The organism is Kluyvera sp. (assembly GCF_965301105.1).
In genome coordinates this window covers 22379-39988 of the sequence record NZ_CBDKZX010000038.1, presented here as the reverse complement: position 1 = coordinate 39988, position 17610 = coordinate 22379, and the positions used below count along the sequence as shown (strand labels likewise).

At 56.7% G+C, this 17610-nt stretch carries 11 protein-coding genes; 6 read left to right on the top strand and 5 right to left on the bottom strand.

The window, feature by feature from the left end; genetic code table 11:
• Positions 1-1874 (top strand): biosynthetic arginine decarboxylase (gene speA / locus ACW14G_RS13955; protein WP_455648643.1); only part of this gene is annotated, 1874 nt, incomplete at its 5' end.
• A gap of 215 nt (positions 1875-2089) precedes the next feature.
• Here the strand turns inward: speA and ACW14G_RS13950 are convergent.
• On the bottom strand, positions 2090-3664 hold the full coding sequence (locus tag ACW14G_RS13950; RefSeq protein ID WP_249022758.1) for an RNA-binding protein: 1575 nt from the start codon (positions 3662-3664) through the stop codon (positions 2090-2092).
• A 150-nt stretch (positions 3665-3814) separates the two neighbouring features.
• On the opposite strand from ACW14G_RS13950, the gene ACW14G_RS13945 reads away from it, so the two are divergent.
• From ACW14G_RS13945 to speB, 4 genes are all read left to right on the top strand, one after another.
• Positions 3815-4993: an oligogalacturonate lyase family protein gene (locus ACW14G_RS13945; RefSeq protein WP_249022759.1), complete on the top strand. Its 1179-nt coding sequence runs from the start codon at positions 3815-3817 to the stop codon at positions 4991-4993.
• A gap of 14 nt (positions 4994-5007) precedes the next feature.
• Entirely contained in the window at positions 5008-6291 is a 1284-nt protein-coding gene (locus tag ACW14G_RS13940; RefSeq protein WP_249022760.1) for an ABC transporter substrate-binding protein, read from the top strand.
• A 45-nt stretch (positions 6292-6336) separates the two neighbouring features.
• Positions 6337-7152, top strand: coding sequence for a sugar phosphate isomerase/epimerase family protein (locus ACW14G_RS13935; protein ID WP_249022761.1), 816 nt, complete (start codon positions 6337-6339; stop codon positions 7150-7152).
• Positions 7153-7322: 170 nt separating this feature from the next.
• Positions 7323-8243, top strand: coding sequence for an agmatinase (gene speB, locus ACW14G_RS13930; RefSeq protein ID WP_064542680.1), 921 nt, complete (start codon positions 7323-7325; stop codon positions 8241-8243).
• Between the two features lie 58 nt (positions 8244-8301).
• Here speB and ACW14G_RS13925 read toward each other — a convergent pair whose 3' ends face one another.
• Together ACW14G_RS13925 and loiP are read right to left on the bottom strand one after the other, a co-directional pair.
• Positions 8302-9570 carry an OprD family porin gene (locus ACW14G_RS13925; protein WP_249022762.1) on the bottom strand — a complete coding sequence of 423 codons (1269 nt, stop codon included), beginning with the start codon at positions 9568-9570 and terminating at the stop codon, positions 8302-8304.
• A 388-nt stretch (positions 9571-9958) separates the two neighbouring features.
• Positions 9959-10717, bottom strand: a complete 759-nt coding sequence (loiP, locus tag ACW14G_RS13920) for a metalloprotease LoiP (RefSeq protein ID WP_163446034.1) — start codon at positions 10715-10717, stop codon at positions 9959-9961.
• Positions 10718-10984: 267 nt separating this feature from the next.
• Between loiP and tkt the strand changes: the two genes are divergently transcribed.
• Positions 10985-12976, top strand: a complete 1992-nt coding sequence (tkt, locus tag ACW14G_RS13915) for a transketolase (RefSeq protein ID WP_455648642.1) — start codon at positions 10985-10987, stop codon at positions 12974-12976.
• A gap of 55 nt (positions 12977-13031) precedes the next feature.
• On the opposite strand, the gene ACW14G_RS13910 is transcribed toward tkt, so the two are convergent.
• Both ACW14G_RS13910 and ACW14G_RS13905 read right to left on the bottom strand, forming a co-directional pair.
• The gene (locus ACW14G_RS13910; RefSeq protein ID WP_249022763.1) at positions 13032-15620 is read right to left on the bottom strand and encodes a glycoside hydrolase family 38 N-terminal domain-containing protein; all 2589 of its coding nucleotides are present in this window, start codon (positions 15618-15620) and stop codon (positions 13032-13034) included.
• Positions 15617-17608 (bottom strand): DUF5054 domain-containing protein, encoded by a 1992-nt coding sequence (locus ACW14G_RS13905; RefSeq protein WP_249022764.1) that lies wholly within the window; start codon positions 17606-17608, stop codon positions 15617-15619. Before ACW14G_RS13905 ends, ACW14G_RS13910 begins: the two co-directional genes overlap by 4 nt.
• Positions 17609-17610 lie beyond the last annotated feature (2 nt).

The window sequence follows — 17610 nt, the reverse complement described above, 5'->3', positions numbered from 1 at the left end:
TGCTACGCACATACAACATTGCCTGGTGGGGCAATAACTACTACGACGTCAACGAACTGGGCCACATCAGCGTCTGCCCGGATCCTGACGTTCCGCAAGCGCGTGTCGATCTCGCCGAGCTGGTTAAAGCCCGTGAAGCACAGGGTCAGCGTCTGCCTGCGCTGTTCTGCTTCCCGCAGATTCTGCAGCATCGTCTGCGCTCGATTAACTCGGCGTTCAAACGCGCGCGTGAATCCTACGGTTACAACGGCGACTACTTCCTGGTTTACCCGATCAAGGTTAACCAGCATCGTCGCGTCATTGAGTCGCTGATCCACTCCGGCGAACCGCTGGGTCTGGAAGCCGGTTCTAAAGCTGAGCTGATGGCGGTGCTGGCGCATGCGGGCATGACTCGTAGCGTGATCGTCTGTAACGGCTATAAAGACCGTGAATACATTCGTCTGGCGTTGGTGGGTGAGAAGATGGGCCACAAGGTCTATCTGGTCATCGAGAAGATGTCTGAAATCGCTATCGTGCTGGAAGAGGCGGAACGTCTGAACGTGGTACCGCGCCTTGGCGTGCGTGCGCGTCTGGCTTCTCAGGGCTCCGGTAAATGGCAGTCCTCCGGCGGTGAAAAATCTAAGTTTGGTCTGGCGGCCAACCAGGTTCTGCAACTGGTGGAAATCCTGCGCGAACGTGGCCGTCTGGACAGCATTCAACTGCTGCACTTCCACCTCGGTTCGCAGATGGCGAACATTCGCGATATCGCCACCGGCGTGCGCGAATCGGCGCGTTTCTACGTTGAACTGCACAAGCTGGGCGTCAATATTCAGTGCTTCGACGTCGGCGGCGGCCTGGGCGTGGACTATGAAGGTACCCGCTCGCAGTCCGACTGCTCCGTGAACTATGGCCTGAACGAATACGCCAACAATATCATTTGGGCGATTGGCGACGCCTGCGAAGAGCATGGCCTGCCGCACCCGACGGTGATTACCGAGTCCGGCCGTGCGGTGACCGCGCACCACACGGTGCTGGTGTCGAACATTATCGGCGTTGAGCGTAGCGAACATACCGAAGCGACGCCGCCGGCTGACGATGCGCCGCGCGCGCTGCAAAGCATGTGGGAAACCTGGCAGGAGATGCACGAGCCGGATAACCGCCGCTCGCTGCGCGAATGGCTGCATGACAGCCAGATGGACCTGCACGATATTCACGTCGGCTACTCTTCAGGCACCTTTAGTCTTCAGGAGCGCGCGTGGGCAGAACAGCTGTATCTGAACATGTGCCACGAAGTGCAGAAACAGCTCGACCCAAGCAACCGCGCGCACCGTCCGATTATCGACGAGCTGCAGGAACGTATGGCGGATAAAATTTACGTCAACTTCTCGCTGTTCCAGTCAATGCCGGATGCGTGGGGTATCGACCAACTGTTCCCGGTGCTGCCGCTCGAAGGGCTGAACCAGGCGCCGGAGCGCCGTGCGGTGCTGCTGGACATTACCTGTGACTCTGATGGCGCGATTGACCATTACGTTGACGGTGACGGTATTGCCACCACCATGCCAATGCCGGAATATGACCCGGAGAATCCGCCGATGCTCGGCTTCTTTATGGTCGGCGCGTATCAGGAGATCCTCGGCAACATGCATAACCTGTTCGGTGATACTGAAGCGGTTGATGTGTTCGTTTTCCCTGACGGCAGCGTCGAGGTTGAGCTTTCCGATGAAGGTGATACCGTGGCGGATATGTTGCAGTACGTTCAACTGGATCCCAATAAGCTGCTTACCCAGTTCCGCGATCAGGTGAAAAACACCGATCTGGATCCCGAGCTGCAGCAGCAGTTCCTGGAAGAGTTTGAAGCCGGTCTGTACGGTTATACCTACCTCGAAGACGAGTAATCTCGCTCGCCCGGCGGCGTCTGTCCGCCGGGTTTTCCCACCTGTGTTTCTTCCTTCATCGATAACGATCACAAAATCGTTCGGTCAGAATGTGATGTCTATCACTCGATTTTTTCCACAACCGTGATGGTTTTCACTCTTTACGCCCGCGAATAGGCTCAGCCACGATTTGCACCGGCCTGGCGGATTTACTTACCGACGCGTCGACTTCATGCTTAATCATTATCAAGGCTGGCAATCAACGTGGCGATGCGTTGCGGATTGAGCAGGGTAGCAAAGGCGCTGGGATGCGCGTCCCCATGCTGGCTAAACCAGGCCTCCAGCTCGTTATTTTGCTGCCGGAAGTCGCGTAAGGCGACGGCAAGCTGCGTACGGATATCGGCCTGTTCACCGTACTTACGCAGCCACAGTTTGAGGCTAAGCGCCTGGGTAAAGGCGCTGTAGATATGGGTATATTTGAGGGCGCGAATCGCGCCGTCGGCGATAGCGCGCCGGGTGGGCTCGGCCAGGCCGCTGTCGGGCAGCAGCTTCAGCGAACGGCTGTAGAGATAGTCGGCGAGAAAGCGGCTGCGCTGGTTTTCCAGCTCGATAAGCTGGCATTGCTGAACCCCCAGTTCGCGATCGTCACTGGGCATCAGTGGCTGAAAAGACTGCGTCCAGTTTGCGCCGCGGGTATCGAGATGCAGCAGGTGCAGGGTGTGTTCTAAATCAGTTGGCGGGCGGCTGTGGCATTGCAGCACGCGGCCCAATAGCGTCGGCGTTTTGCAGCTCCACTCATGGCTGGCGATGACGATATCGCCGAGTGCGTTGAGCGTGTGCTGTGGCGCAGTGGGCGCCTGTTGCTGTAACCAGCGGTGAACGATATGCCGCGGATTGACCTCCGGCTCGTGGATGAGTGGGGCAAGGCCGAACAGGTTAAGTTCATTCTGGCTGCCGTTGAGCGTCAGGTCGGGCATCCATTCCCAGTCGATGCGTACGGTGATCGCTTCGGGTGCGCCGCCGCTATGCTGGTTAAGCCAGGCGAGACGCTGCTGAATCTCCTCAAGCAGATAGCACGGGAGCAGCGTCCAGCCGTATTCCAGACCCCAGAGGTCCAGCTCGAGCCATTTGCGGTTGCTCTGGATATTAAGCAGGTTGGGGTTGCTGGCAAAGCCCGGACGGTAATCGAGTTCGGTCGCCTTAATCGAGGCGCGCACATCGTCAGGAAGGGTTTCCAGCGCCGTACGCAGCATCTGCCGGGGCCAGGTTTTGTCCTGATAATCGCGCAGGATCAGCAGGCGGCCAAGCTGACGAATGCCTTGATAGAGAGTTTTTAACGACGTTTTCCAGTGTTCATTGCTGATGTCCGGGGTGGATAACGAAAGACGTAGGCCCCGCACTGCCGGAAGCGCGGCGAGAATATGTGGAATGGTGTGCTGGAAAAAATGCTGAATAAATGCGTCGTGATTATTTTCTGAAAGAAAGAACTCAGGAAATTTAGCTTTTAATTCCTGGCTATCGGGCGTGGCTTCGCCCTGTAACCAAAGCTGTACATGATGCTTCTGGCAATAATCGCCCACCCGCCGTAAATAAATAATGGCATGCTCCTGGGCTAGCGTCAGATTAATTAATTCACTGCCTTTACAGCACCTGGAGGGGGGCGCTAATCGGGCTAATAAAGATTGCTGATGAATAACGATACCCTGAAATTCATAGCGTAGCGCCTGGCCGACGGTGTATTCCACAAAAGACCAGCGCCAGATATCCGGAGAATTAATCTCCATGAACAGTAAAGGCGTTGTGGCTGTCATGGTTCACGCTCCTGTGCCCGATGGGAGCAGGGATGCTAAATCCGCCGCGCTGAAAGGTCAAACGCCGCGGCGACTGTAAACACTAAAATGTGAGCCTGCTCGACCCGCTCACCCTGATTGCGCTTATCACGTTAAATTCGAGGATTTATTATGGCTAAAGGTTCGACGCTGCAACTGGATTTTGAACATTATATTGATAGTGATACCGGGGCAAAAGTGACCCGTTTTACGCCGGTCGACGTTATTTGTCATCGAAATTATTTTTATCAAAAGTGCTTTATCGACGGCGGTCGTAAATTAATTTTTGCCGGAGAATTTGATGGGCATCGTAATTACTATTTACTGGATATCGCCAGCGGCCTCGCGACGCAATTAACCGAAGGGCCCGGCGATAATACCTTCGGCGGCTTTTTATCGCCAGATGAAACCGGGCTTTATTATGTGAAGGCCGAACGGAATTTAATGCGCGTTGATTTAGCCACGCTTCAGGAGACGGTGGTGTATCGCGTGCCGGACGAGTGGGTGGGCTACGGTACCTGGGTGGCGAACTCGGCTTGCGACAAGCTGGTGGGGGTGGAAATCCATCGCGATAGCTGGCGACCGATCAGTGACTGGAAGGTGTTTCAGGAATTCTTCGACGAGCAGCCGCGCTGCCGGGTTATCCGCATCGATCTGCGCACCGGCGAGCGGGAGACGCTGCTGGAAGAGAACCAGTGGCTGGGTCACCCGATTTACCGCCCTTATGATGACAACACCGTGGCGTTCTGCCATGAGGGGCCGCTGGATCGCGTCGACGCGCGCATGTGGCTGATGGATGAGCAGGGCGGCAATATTCGCAAAGCCCGCGAACCCGCGCCGGGAGAGAGCTATACCCATGAGTTCTGGGTACCGGACGGCTCGGCGCTGATGTACGTCACCTATGTCAAAAACAGCCCGGTGCGCTATTTGTGCCGCATCGACGGCGAAACCGGCCAGGATGAACGCCTGATGGCAATGCCGCCGTGCTCGCACGTGATGAGCAACGACGACGGTTCGCTGGCGGTGGGCGATGGCTCCGGTATCCCTATTGATATCGCCGATAACGCGGGCTATGGCGATACCCGCGATCCGTGGCTGTGGCTGTTCGATCTGCGTCATAAGAAGGCGCACAAAATCGCCTGCCACAGCTCGTCATGGCAGGTGCTCGACGGCGACCGTCAGGTCACCCATCCACACCCGTCCTTTACCCCTGATGAAAAAGCCGTGCTGTTCAGTAGCGACAAAGACGGGAAACCGGCGCTGTATCTCGCCGAAATACCCGACGACGTTTTACAGCAAATTCACGCTTAAACAAGGAGTTCCCGATGCATAAGCTTATCGCCCCGGTGGCGGCGTCATTGATGCTTGCGTGTTCCTGTCTGTCCGCCGCGCAGGCGACCGAAATTCGCATCTCCTGGTGGGGCGGCAACAGCCGCCATCAGGCGACGCTCAATGCCATCAAGCTGTTTGAGGAGAAATATCCGGATATCAAAGTGAAAGCGGAATACGCCGGTTGGGAGGGCTATCTCTCCCGTTTGACGGTACAGATTGCGGGCGGCAACGAGCCGGATGTGATTCAGACTAACTGGAACTGGCTGCCGCTGTTTTCGCGCGACGGTAAGGGCTTTTACGATCTCTATCAGCAAAAGGCGGCGCTCGATCTTCAGCAGTACGATCCGCAGTCGTTGAGCACCACCACCGTCAACGGCAAACTGAACGGGCTGCCGGTGGCGGTGACCGCGCGCAGCTTCTACTACAACAGCAAACTGTGGCAGGAGATGGGCGTCAGCTATCCGCAAAGCTGGGACGAGCTGATGGCGGCAGGGCGCGCCTTTAAAGCGAAGGATGAAGAGAAATATCCGCTGGTGCTCGACTATATGGAGTCGCTGACGCTGGTGCAGTCGTGGATGGTGCAGAAATACAACATTCCGGCTATCGACGAGAGCAAAGGCAAATTTACCTACACGCCGCAGCAGTGGCAGGACTTCTTCCAGATCTACAAAGATCTGGTGGATAACCACGTTTTCCCGTCAATGCGCGTGCTGGCCTCCTACGGCAAGAGCAATACCTGGGAGATGAAGCCTTGGATTCAGGGCAAGTGGGGCGGGGTGTATATGTGGAACACCAACGCGGTGATGTACGAAAACAACCTTACCGCGCCGTACAACAAGCTGGAGCTGGGGCCGTTCTTTATGCTGCCGGGGGCGAAAGACGCCGGCTTGTTCTTTAAGCCGACCATGATGTTCAGCATCGGTAAAACCACCAGGCATCCGCAGGAGGCGGCGAAGCTGATTAACTTCCTGATGAACGATCCACAAGGCGTGAAAGCGATGGGGCTCGAGCGCGGCACGCCGCTCAGCAAGGCCGCCTGGGACCAACTCAAAGCGGACGGTCTGATTCAGGAGGACAACATTACCGTCGCCGGTATCAACTCCTCGCTGGCGCTGCCGCACGATATTCCGACCTCGCCGTACTTCGATAACCCGCAACTGGTGGAGCTGTGGCGCAACACGATTGAGAACATCGACCACGGCAAATTCACCGTTCAGGAGGCGGCGGAGCACTTCTCCCGTGGCGCCAGCCGTATTTTAACCAAAGCCATGCGATAACAGTCTGGGCCAGCGTTGAGGCGCTGGCCCACAAAAGGTGAGCGAATGATCAAGTTTAGCGCAACGTTAACGTGCCGTTATGACACGCTTTTTTCGCCGTTTCTGCCAGAAGAGCTTGAACAGGGGCTGGCGTGGTTGGCGCAAAGCGGTTTTGATGCGGCCGAGCTCTGTATCAATGATTATCAGGGGATAGATGTCGCCAGGCTGAAACGGCGGCTGGACAGCTATGGATTAGGCTGTACGACGATCGCTACCGGGCAGGCCCGCAGGCGAGATGGCCTGTCGCTGCTGTCTGGCGATAACGCAGTGGTAGCGCGCACCCGCGCACGGTTGGCTGAACATATTGAAGTCGCTGCGCTACTGGGAAGTCACGTCACTATTGGGTCGTTGCGCGCGCCGGACAGAGAGATGAGTAAAACAGCGTATATGCATGAACTGGCGGAAGCGATGCGCCCCTGCGTGGAGCTGGCTCAGCGCTGCGGCGTAACGCTAGTGCTGGAAGCGCTCAACCGCTACGAAATCAGCCATCTGCACAGCGCGGCGGATATGCTGGAATTTCTTACCCTCAGCGATGTGCCCGATAACGTCGGCGTGCTGTGGGATATCTTCCACGCCAACATTGAGGAGCGCGATTTTTCTGCGGCGATTGCGTTGCTGGGGCATCGCCTCAAACACGTCCATTTTGCCGACTCCAACCGCGCCTTTCCTGGCTACGGTCACCTGCCGATTGATGACATTTACCGGGCGCTGAAGCAGGCGGGCTATCATCATGCCGTTTCGCTGGAGTGCCTGTGCGCGCCGTCGGTGGAAACCCTGCTGGAGGAGGCCGGGCCGCTCATTGCCCGTTTACGTCGGCTATAATTCTTATCAGGAGCAAGGAGGGGGCCGATTGTTTTGAACGTACTTGAACCCGTACAGATTAACGGCGATAATCGCCCCCATACAAGCAGTACCCCCATTCAAACCCTTCCTCGTCGGGCCTAACGACGCGGAAGGGTTTTTTTATATCGACGTAAAAGAGGTCACAGCCCATGAGCACCTTAGGTCATCAATACGATAACTCCCTGGTTTCCAACGCGTTTGGTTTCCTGCGTCTGCCGATGAACTTTATGCCGTACGACAGCGACGCAGACTGGGTCATTACCGGCGTACCGTTTGATATGGCGACCTCTGGTCGTGCCGGTGGTCGCCACGGCCCGGCGGCGATTCGTCAGGTTTCCACCAACCTGGCCTGGGAGCACAACCGCTTCCCGTGGAACTTCGACATGCGTGAACGTCTGAACGTCGTCGACTGCGGCGACCTGGTTTATGCTTTCGGCGACGCGCGTGAAATGAGCGAGAAGCTGCAGGCGCACGCGGAAAAACTGCTGGCGGCGGGCAAACGCATGCTCTCCTTCGGCGGCGACCACTTTGTCACGCTGCCGCTGCTGCGTGCGCACGCCAAACACTTCGGTAAGATGGCGCTGGTGCACTTTGACGCCCACACCGACACCTATGCCAACGGCTGCGAGTTCGATCACGGCACCATGTTCTACACCGCGCCGAACGAAGGGCTGATCGATCCGAATCACTCGGTGCAGATTGGTATTCGTACCGAGTTCGATAAAGACAACGGTTTCACCGTGCTGGACGCCGGTCAGGTGAACGACCGCAGCGTGGACGACATCATTGCTCAGGTTAAGCAGATCGTCGGTGATATGCCGGTCTACCTGACCTTCGACATCGACTGCCTGGATCCAGCGTTTGCGCCGGGTACCGGCACGCCTGTCATTGGCGGCCTGACCTCCGATCGCGCTATTAAGCTGGTGCGTGGCCTGAAGGATCTGAACATCGTTGGGATGGACGTGGTGGAAGTGGCTCCGGCGTACGACCAATCTGAAATCACCGCGCTGGCCGCGGCGACCCTGGCGCTGGAAATGCTCTACATCCAGGCGGCGAAGAAAGGCGAATAAGTATTTGTTGGCGGTTCCCGGCGCGGCCGAGCCAGGCCTGGAACCGTCATCTTACCGATTAAAACGCGTTGAACGGGTACTCCACGTAAACGCGGACTTCGTTACCGCTGACGTTATAGTCACTGGCGTTGCTGGAAACGCGCAGCACCGAGTAGCGAACTTTGAACTTCAGATCTTTTGCCGGGCCGTCCTGGACCTGGTATTGCACCTGGTTAAACCACTCGTGCTCTTTACCGTTGTTGGTTTCCGCCGTCTTGATGTTATCGCCGCGAACGTACGCAGTGGCCCAGCTCAGGCCCGGTAAGCCCAGTCCGCCAAAGTCCAGCGCATAAGACGCCTGCCATGAACGTTCGTCTTCACCGTTAAAATCAGACCAGTAGGAGTTCGCCAGCCAGATGGTATTGCCGCCGTCACCCACGCCGCCCTGATTCTGGTAGCCGCCATAGTTATAGCCGGTGCTGCCGCTGCTCTGCTGGTAGGCGATTTTAAAGGTGTGAATATCCCAGATATAGCTGGTCGCCAGGCTCCAGATGCTGTTGCTGCGCCCGGTATCCAGCGAGTCCGCATATTCCTGCTCCAGACGGGAGTTATAGCCGTTGAAGTCGAAGACCAGCTTCTGGTTTTCGGCCAGCGGCTGAGCGTAGTTCAGGCCGAGGTACTGCTTGTTCAGTACATCTTCCACGTGAGAGGCATACAGCGCGCCGCTCAGTTGATCGTTGAACTGGTAGCTCGCGCCGCCGAAGGTGATGCTTTTCAGGCCGCTGTTGTGGCTGTCGTCGCTCTTACGCTGTTCGTCGGTGAAGTAACCGGCGTTCACTTCCAGACCGGCGATCTCTTTCGAGGTCAGCATCGTCCCGGTGTAGGTTTCATACAGCAGACGGGAGTCGTCGGCGTACAGAATAGGCAGCGTTGGGCGCTGAGTGCCGTAGCTCAGCACGGTGTTAGAAAAGCGCATTTTGGCCGTTGCGCCAAACTTAGCAAGGTCGGACTTTGCACGACCGTCGTTGTCCTGCGCGAAGAAGTCGATGCCGCCCGCGCCGCTGTTTCCGCGGCCGCCGTCCAGACGCACGCCGTACTGGGCGATACCGTCGACACCAAAGCCGATGGGCCCCTGAGTAAAGCCGGATTCAAAAGTGGCAATAATGCCCTGGCCCCATTCGCTTTTATCATGCAGCCCATCGCGATAGTCGCGTTTGATATACGCGTTACGCAGGAACAGATCCAGATGACTGTCATCAATAAAACCCTGTCTATCAGATTGCTGGCTCGCAAAAGCCGGCGCAGAGGCAATAATACTTAAGGCAACTAACGTTAATTTCTTTTTCACGGAGGGAACTTCTCTGTTTATAAAACTGTCAAATTGTGTTGTTACAATTTGGATAGTCGCCTGAATAAGTATCAAAAGCAATCATTGTATGAAGAGATGTTTCGCCAGAAATCCCGCGGCGAGGCCCGCCATGCGTGCGTTTGTGGATTGGCTATAGACTATTTGAAAATACGGATAATGAGCTTGATGAAAGGTAAATAATATAATCTTATTTCCTTTTTTAGAGTAATTGTCCGGCTTTTGCGGTTGACGGATATATATTCTTCGCAGCTGTCGGTGTTGTATATTTAACGGTTTGTGCGCTTAAATTATCAATTAGTGCCGTTTACTGGTTTTAATATTTTTTTCTTATTCGCGCAAGGGGGCAATATTGCCCCCCGGTGAATCTTTATTTAATTCCGTCGGCCTGTAAACGCTCGCGGATATGCTGTGCGCGTTCCTGGGACGCCGGGTGATCGTCAAACATGGAGCTTTGACGGCCATCTTCCAGTTTCGATAGCTTCTCGAAGCTGGTGGCGAGACCGGTTGGATTGATGCCGCGTTTTCGCAGCAGGTCATAGGAGTAGTCATCCGCCTCTGACTCCTGGCGTTGGGAGAACTGCGAGTTCACCAGCTTCTCGCCCAAATCGCCCAGCTGCGACTGCGACAGGCTGCCGACGATACCGCCCGCGGAGGCTGCCGCTGCGCGCAGGGCGTTGGTCCCAATGGCTACCTGCATGCCTTTCTTCACGTGGCCCAGCGCAACGTGGCCCATCTCGTGGCCGATAACCGCTTCCACTTCGTTGTCGTTCATCAGGTCCATCAGGCCGCTATACACGCGAATGCAGCCGTTGGCCATGGCGAAAGCGTTCACATCCTTCGCCTCGTAGACTTTGTAGTTAACCGGCTGGCCGTTGATGTTGTCGCCAAGCGCGGCGGCGATTTTGTTCAATCGCTGCGTATAGGCGCTGTTGGACGGCGCGATGGTAGCCTTGCTGTCCATATCCTTACAGGCCTGATCGCTCAATGCTTGTACCTGCTGATCGCTCAGGGAGAAGGCCTGCAAAGCGCCGGTGCCTGAACTTAATAAGCCATTTGAATCCATATTCTGACAGCCACTGAGCAACAAAGTAGCGCCAAAAGCCAGAACCATCGCCCGTTTCTTCATGAGATTGCTTCCAAAGTCGTTTATCTGAAAATGCCCTGGAACTGCGCCGCCAGAGTTGAGCTAAGTATAAAGAATATCGCGGCTTACGGGCGAGAGGATTACAACTTGTTAACCCCTGTTCCAGAGATTTCTGAAGAGGCAAAAGGATGCTCCATGTACATGCTTTGTCGCATAGGTTACATTGTTGACACTTTTTTCTGGCATAGCCCGTAACGTGCGCGCTTCGTGGCGTTAGGGTAGCCTTCAACAGTCCGAACTGGAGTCAAAATGTCCTCACGTAAAGAGCTTGCTAATGCTATTCGTGCGCTGAGCATGGACGCAGTACAGAAAGCCAATTCCGGTCACCCGGGTGCCCCGATGGGTATGGCTGACATTGCCGAAGTCCTGTGGCGTGATTTCCTGAACCACAACCCGACTAATCCGTCCTGGGCTGACCGTGACCGCTTCGTGCTGTCCAACGGCCACGGCTCCATGCTGATCTACAGCCTGCTGCACCTCACCGGTTACGATCTGCCGATGGAAGAACTGAAAAACTTCCGTCAGCTGCACTCTAAAACGCCGGGTCACCCGGAAGTGGGTTACACCGCTGGCGTTGAAACCACCACCGGTCCGCTGGGTCAGGGTATTGCGAACGCCGTAGGTATGGCGATTGCTGAAAAAACGCTGGCGGCGCAGTTCAACCGCCCGGGTCACGACATTGTTGACCACTTCACTTACGCGTTCATGGGCGATGGCTGCATGATGGAAGGCATTTCTCACGAAGTGTGCTCCCTGGCCGGTACCCTGAAACTGGGCAAACTGATTGCTTTCTATGATGACAACGGCATCTCCATCGACGGTCACGTTGAGGGCTGGTTCACCGATGACACCGCCAAGCGTTTCGAAGCCTATAACTGGCACGTGATCCGCGGTATCGACGGCCACGACGCCGACGCGATTAAACGTGCTGTTGAAGAAGCGCGCGCGGTCACCGACAAGCCGTCTCTGCTGATGTGCAAAACCATCATTGGTTTCGGTTCCCCGAACAAAGCCGGTACCCACGACTCTCACGGTGCACCGCTGGGCGCAGACGAAATTGCGCTGACCCGCAAGCAACTGGGCTGGAACTACGGTCCGTTTGAAATCCCGGCTGACATCTACGCTCAGTGGGATGCGAAAGCCGCAGGCCAGGCGAAAGAAGCCGCGTGGAACGACAAGTTCGCCGCTTACGCGAAAGCCTTCCCGCAGGAAGCCGCAGAATTTACCCGTCGTATGAAAGGCGATATGCCGTCTGACTTCGACGCGAAAGCGAACGAATTCATCGCGAAACTGCAGGCTAATCCGGCGAAAATCGCCAGCCGTAAAGCTTCCCAGAACGCGATTGAAGCCTTTGGTCCTCTGCTGCCGGAATTCCTCGGTGGTTCCGCTGACCTGGCGCCGTCTAACCTGACCATCTGGTCTGGCTCTAAAGCGATTAACGAAGACACCGCAGGTAACTACATCCATTACGGCGTGCGTGAATTCGGTATGACCGCGATTGCCAACGGTATCTCGCTGCACGGTGGTTTCCTGCCGTACACCTCTACCTTCCTGATGTTCGTTGAATATGCCCGTAACGCGGTGCGTATGGCTGCGCTGATGAAACAGCGTCAGGTGATGGTCTACACCCACGACTCCATCGGTCTGGGCGAAGATGGCCCGACTCACCAGCCGGTAGAGCAGATTGCCTCCCTGCGTGTGACGCCGAACATGAGCACCTGGCGTCCGTGTGACCAGGTTGAATCCGCGATTGCGTGGAAATACGGCGTAGAGCGTCAGGACGGCCCGACCGCGCTGATCCTCTCCCGTCAGAACCTGGCACAGCAGGAACGTACCGAAGCGCAGTTGGCGAACGTTGCTCGTGGTGGTTACGTGCTGAAAGACAGCGACGGCCAGCCGCAGGTCATCCTGATTGCGACCGGTTCTGAAGTTGAGCTGGCGGTTGCCGCTTACGAGAAACTGACCGCTGAAGGCGTGAAGGCGCGCGTGGTTTCCATGCCGTCTACCGATGCATTCGACAAGCAGGATGCGGCTTACCGTGAATCCGTGCTGCCGAAAGCCGTCTCTGCGCGCGTCGCTATTGAAGCGGGCATTGCTGACTACTGGTTCAAATACGTGGGCCTGAACGGCGCGATCGTTGGCATGACCACCTTCGGTGAGTCTGCGCCAGCGGATCTGCTGTTCAAAGAGTTCGGCTTTACCGTAGAAAACGTGGTTGCGAAGGCGAAAGGCCTGCTGTAATCCGTTATTGTGAAGTCAAAAGGCCGCGAATGCGGCCTTTTTTTATGGCGTGGCGTTAACTTGCGGCGGGGATGCTGAGATTGAGCGTCAGGTGGTCATGGCCCCGAAGGACGGTTTTTTCCATCTTTTCCCCCAGCGCGTTGCAGGTGTAGTCGCGCCAGGCTTCCGGTACCTCAAGCGCGTTGGGGGAGGGGTTATACAGCCGCACCAGCGTTTTGCCGTATAGCACGTCAACGCCGCTGACGACCCAGCCTTGCGGCAGTTGGCTCAACAACTGGCGATGGTTGATTTTCCGTTCTGCAATAAACATATCAAAATTGTCCAGGCGCTGAAGACCCGACCGATCGTTCTGCCATTGCCATAGCCGTACCGGTGCGCTGTAGCGCTGTTCACGGATGGCTAACTGCGCCGGAGAATATTCGCCAGCACACAGAGCAAAGTGAAAACTCAGTTCGCCGGACAGATTGCCTTCCGGTGTGGCCTGACGCTGGCCGGAAGCGCGTCCAGGACGGTACAGCAGATCGTCTTTGCCAAGCTGGCCGACGCTGCGAAACAGCGTCAGGCGAAGCTGCTGCCCTTGATAGGCATACTCTTTCATACCACGGGCGAAAACGTGAAAGTCGGCGTGAGGGCTGAGCCGGTGCATAAAAGGCTCCGTATCAACCGGCTTTTCCGCATAGCCCGCGCTATCGGCAATGTATTGATTAGCGCGCGTCAGGGTTCCAAATGGCACGTCGGCGCACACCGCATCGATGGTCTTCCCGGTGTTGAACAACAACTGCATACGGTGATCGCGCGCGGTATTTTCAATCGTCAGGTCGCCAAGCAGCATATCGTCTTCAAGGGTCAGCGTGAGCTTGACGTTTACAACGCGCTGACGTTCACTGCGCGCCAGACGATCGTCGTTAATGCCTTCCGGCAGTAGTAGCGCGGCATGCAGGTGCAGGCTTTGTTGCCACGGATGCTGCTGAGCGTTATCCAGGGTGAAGTGCGAGAAGGTCAGGCCGCGATCGCCGGGCAAGGGCGAAAAGTCGTAGAGATCGCCGTCGTCGCTGATATCGCGTAACTGTAGCAGTGGCGACAGCGTGCGGCCGCTGGCTTTCTCCTGCCAGTGCAGCTGATTGTCCTGCAGACTCAGGCGATAGTACGCGTTTTCGATCGTCTGTATTTCCTGACTGACGGCAGGAAACGTTATCGGCTGCTGACCGGGAGTGACGTAAAAGAGCGCAAAACCCAGCGGCGGCACCGGTACGTTGAGCAGATCGACGACGTTTTCGTAATACCAGCACTGTTGTTCCGTCTCCACTTCACCGTCCGGCGTCAGCAGCACGTGACGCGGTAGCTGCACTTGTCGCTGCTGGTGTACGACCACGCGGAGCGGTTCACCGTTTTCGCCCATCAGCGCAAAATGGGCCGCTGGGGTGATCAGCATCTGGCGGCGAACGTCCACATTCGGGCTGCTGGTGCCGTTGACCACCAGAAATCGATAGGGTGTTTTCGCGGCAAGGTTAGCCAGCAACTGACGGGCGTGCAGACTGAATATTGCCTCGCCGATTTGTTGTGCCTGGCGACAGCGGTGGAGCACGTCGCGGTTGGTTTCGTCACTGTTGCAGCCGCCCATGCTGTCATGAGCGTGTGATTCCAGCAGCCAGCGCCACGCCTGTTCCAGCATCTCTTCGCCTTCCTCAAAACCGTTGCGTCGCGCCAGAGCCAGCATCGGTTCCGCTAGCCGGGTCAGACACAGTTCCGCATCGTTATTGGCTTTCTTGATATCGTAGCGCGAAGAACCAATGCTCTTGTGCACACGAGCAAGACGAGGAATGCGAAACTCACCGCGCCAGCGCGGCAGCGGTTTATCGGCCAGCGTGGCGAAGTAGCGTTCATAGCTGCTGATTTCCCAGCGATCGTCGCTGAGGGCGTTGACCGCGGCGATCAGCCGGTCGAAATCGGCATCGCAGCTAACCTGATCGCCGCCGATAGGGCAGAGAAGGTCCGATGCGGGCGAGAGCGCCTTCATGCGAGCAATGAGAGGGAACGTCTCTTCATCAAAATGCGCGGGCCGGAAGTTGCGCCAGCGGCCGCCGCGCTCGGGATGGGCGAGCGAGTAGCCAAAGGGCGTAATCACGGTGATGGCGCTATCGCCGTTCAACGCCTCCCAGCACAGCTCTGTCGGCCCCATAATCTGTGGATCGTAGCCACGGCGCAACAGTATGTGCCGTAGCCCAAACGCACGGGCAATCTGCGGTAGCTGCGCGTGGCTGCCAAAGGTGTCTGGTAGATAGAGCACCGACATGCAGTAGCCCGCCAGCTGCGCGTGATGGATGCCGATGCGCAGGTTACGGAACAGTGATTCCGTGGCGATGTTAAACAGGTCCGGCTGGGTGTACCACGGGCCGATAAGCAACCGTTTATCCCGCACGAGCCGGCGCGCCCGTTCGGCCATGTTCGGTTTAAGACGGATAAAATCGTCAAAAATCGAGCTCTGACCGTCAAGATGAAAGACAAAGCGGGGATTGTTCTCCAGTGCGATAATCAGTTCGCTAAAGGCTTTCAGCGCAAAAAGCTGCGTATCGAGCGTGGAGAAATACCATTCGCGATCCCAATGGGTGTGCGATACGGCGTGAATCGTTCGGGTGTCGCTCATTGCGGCTTCCCTCTCTCTTTAAAATAGATGCGATACTCTGCGTGAATATCCTCTGCGTACCACATCGGGAAGTTGGTGCCCCAGATGTTGTTATAGAGTTGGCTATAGAGGCTGACTCGCGGGGGAGACGGTTCGCCAAAGCAGAGAATTCGCGGCTGGTAGAGCGCCAGCAGCGGCGCATCCAGCGGCTCCAGCGTCCACTGTTCTGTATGCGCAAGCTCTACTGCGTGCAGGTTGGCGTTACCATTTCTGACCACGTTAAACCAGTCGATGGGATAGCCGAGTTTCTGGCACGTGCTCTGGCCGATGTTGATCAACCCCAACTGGAGCCAGATTTCTTCTGGCAGCCGGTTGGCCTGTTTGCCGAGAATGCTCAGGCGTAGCGAGATCGCGTGGCGTATCTTGCTAAAACCGTACTCCAGGATGATTTCATCGGGCAGCTTTAATTCAATACCCGCGGCCTTGTTGGGTTGGATAATGGCCTGTACATACCAGGCGTCCAGCTCGCCGCGAAAGCGGACCTGTTTAAGCGAGAAACCCACCTGCTGCGTACTCACGGGGCGTGGGGTGAGTTCCAGGCCGGGTTTGGTAAAATCTGAGAGCGCCCACGGCGCGGTGACATCCAGGTTCTGCAGATAGCGGTCGCGAAAATGGTCATATTCCTGTGGCCCGACCTGCCGATAGATCAGACGGGCAAAAGGCGCATCCAGCATCGGCTTGCCGTCGATGTTGAGCGTCGACAGGCTGCCGTCGTTGGCGAGGGCAAAATCATAGTCGCCAAAGGAGAACTGACGTAGTCCGGTCGCCATCCCCTTAACGGTGACGGGACCCGCGCCGGTCATCTCACAGAGCGGCGCCGACAGATGGGCGCAGGCGCTATCAATATAGCGTCGCTGTTCTGCCCATGATTGGCTGAAGTGATGATAGCTGCGGGTGCCCTTGTGGGGCGAGTGTGTAATAAATTGCCCAAGCGCATGATATTTTTCTGGCACGGGGGCGTTAACGCTCTCCTCCTCTCGCGCGGCGCTGAACGCCTCCGGCAGATAATGGCAGTAGTCAGGGAGATGCAGCTTAAGATCCATCCCCCAGGTATGCTCCGGCACCATCAGCAGCGCGTCAAGCGCCTCGGGCGGGCAGGCTATTTCCTGCTGTAGACGGCGGTTTAACCGACGATAGCGGCTGACTTTTCCTGGGTCGGTTGCCAGACCGTGATTCCACGTGTCGCCAATTTCGGCATCGACGACCGGCAGCGTATGGCGGATGGTTTCAACACGCGCGGCGAAGGCGTCCAGCGTCGAGGCGCTGACCAGTGCCTCGGGATAGCGCTGCCGGTAGCGTGCGATCAACTGCATGACTTCACTGGCCGTAGGCGGCGAACAGTTATCTTCGGCATGACAGAACACCAGCAGTTCGTCCAGCGCTTCACACCAGGTTTCGTTGCCGTAGCCGCCGAAAGAGTAGTTGACGATGATATCGCGCTGACCATATTTCCAGATAAACAGCGGCGGAACATCCGGCGGGCAGGAGGCGGCATTGACGCCCAGATGCAGGTAACGCATCCCGGCATCGGCCAGCCACGGTACGATGGCCTGAGTATGGCCCGGTACGTCTGTCATCTTTGCGGCAATCGTCTGGCGATGGAAGCGCTCGTCCAGCGCCTGGCGATAAGAGAGGGCGTGGCGCATCAACGTTGGCGTCAGTAGCTCGCTATGGACGGTAAACGGCAGACCATGCCAGACGATGTCCCCGGCCTCGATGGCATTGCACAGTCGGGCCTTATCTTCGGGCTCTGCGCGCTGGAAATAGCGGTGGATAAGCCAGGCGCCGCAGGTCCAGATAAAGTTTTTCTCTCCTCCGGTATTAACCTCCCGTGCGAGATTCACCACGGCGGGAATAAACTCCGTCAAATATTTATCTTCAATCGACTGGGCATAATCGGTGAAGCCAATGTCGAGATGCGTTTTGTAGATGATATGAACCCGCTGCATGT

Coding starts and splice junctions, on each gene's coding strand:
- ACW14G_RS13940 (WP_249022760.1), top strand. CDS start 5,008: ATGCATAAGCTTATCGCCCCGGTGGCGGCGTCATTGATGCTTGCGTGT.
- speB (WP_064542680.1), top strand. CDS start 7,323: ATGAGCACCTTAGGTCATCAATACGATAACTCCCTGGTTTCCAACGCG.
- ACW14G_RS13905 (WP_249022764.1), bottom strand. CDS start 17,608: ATGCAGCGGGTTCATATCATCTACAAAACGCATCTCGACATTGGCTTC.
- ACW14G_RS13945 (WP_249022759.1), top strand. CDS start 3,815: ATGGCTAAAGGTTCGACGCTGCAACTGGATTTTGAACATTATATTGAT.
- loiP (WP_163446034.1), bottom strand. CDS start 10,717: ATGAAGAAACGGGCGATGGTTCTGGCTTTTGGCGCTACTTTGTTGCTC.
- tkt (WP_455648642.1), top strand. CDS start 10,985: ATGTCCTCACGTAAAGAGCTTGCTAATGCTATTCGTGCGCTGAGCATG.
- ACW14G_RS13950 (WP_249022758.1), bottom strand. CDS start 3,664: ATGACAGCCACAACGCCTTTACTGTTCATGGAGATTAATTCTCCGGAT.
- ACW14G_RS13935 (WP_249022761.1), top strand. CDS start 6,337: ATGATCAAGTTTAGCGCAACGTTAACGTGCCGTTATGACACGCTTTTT.
- ACW14G_RS13910 (WP_249022763.1), bottom strand. CDS start 15,620: ATGAGCGACACCCGAACGATTCACGCCGTATCGCACACCCATTGGGAT.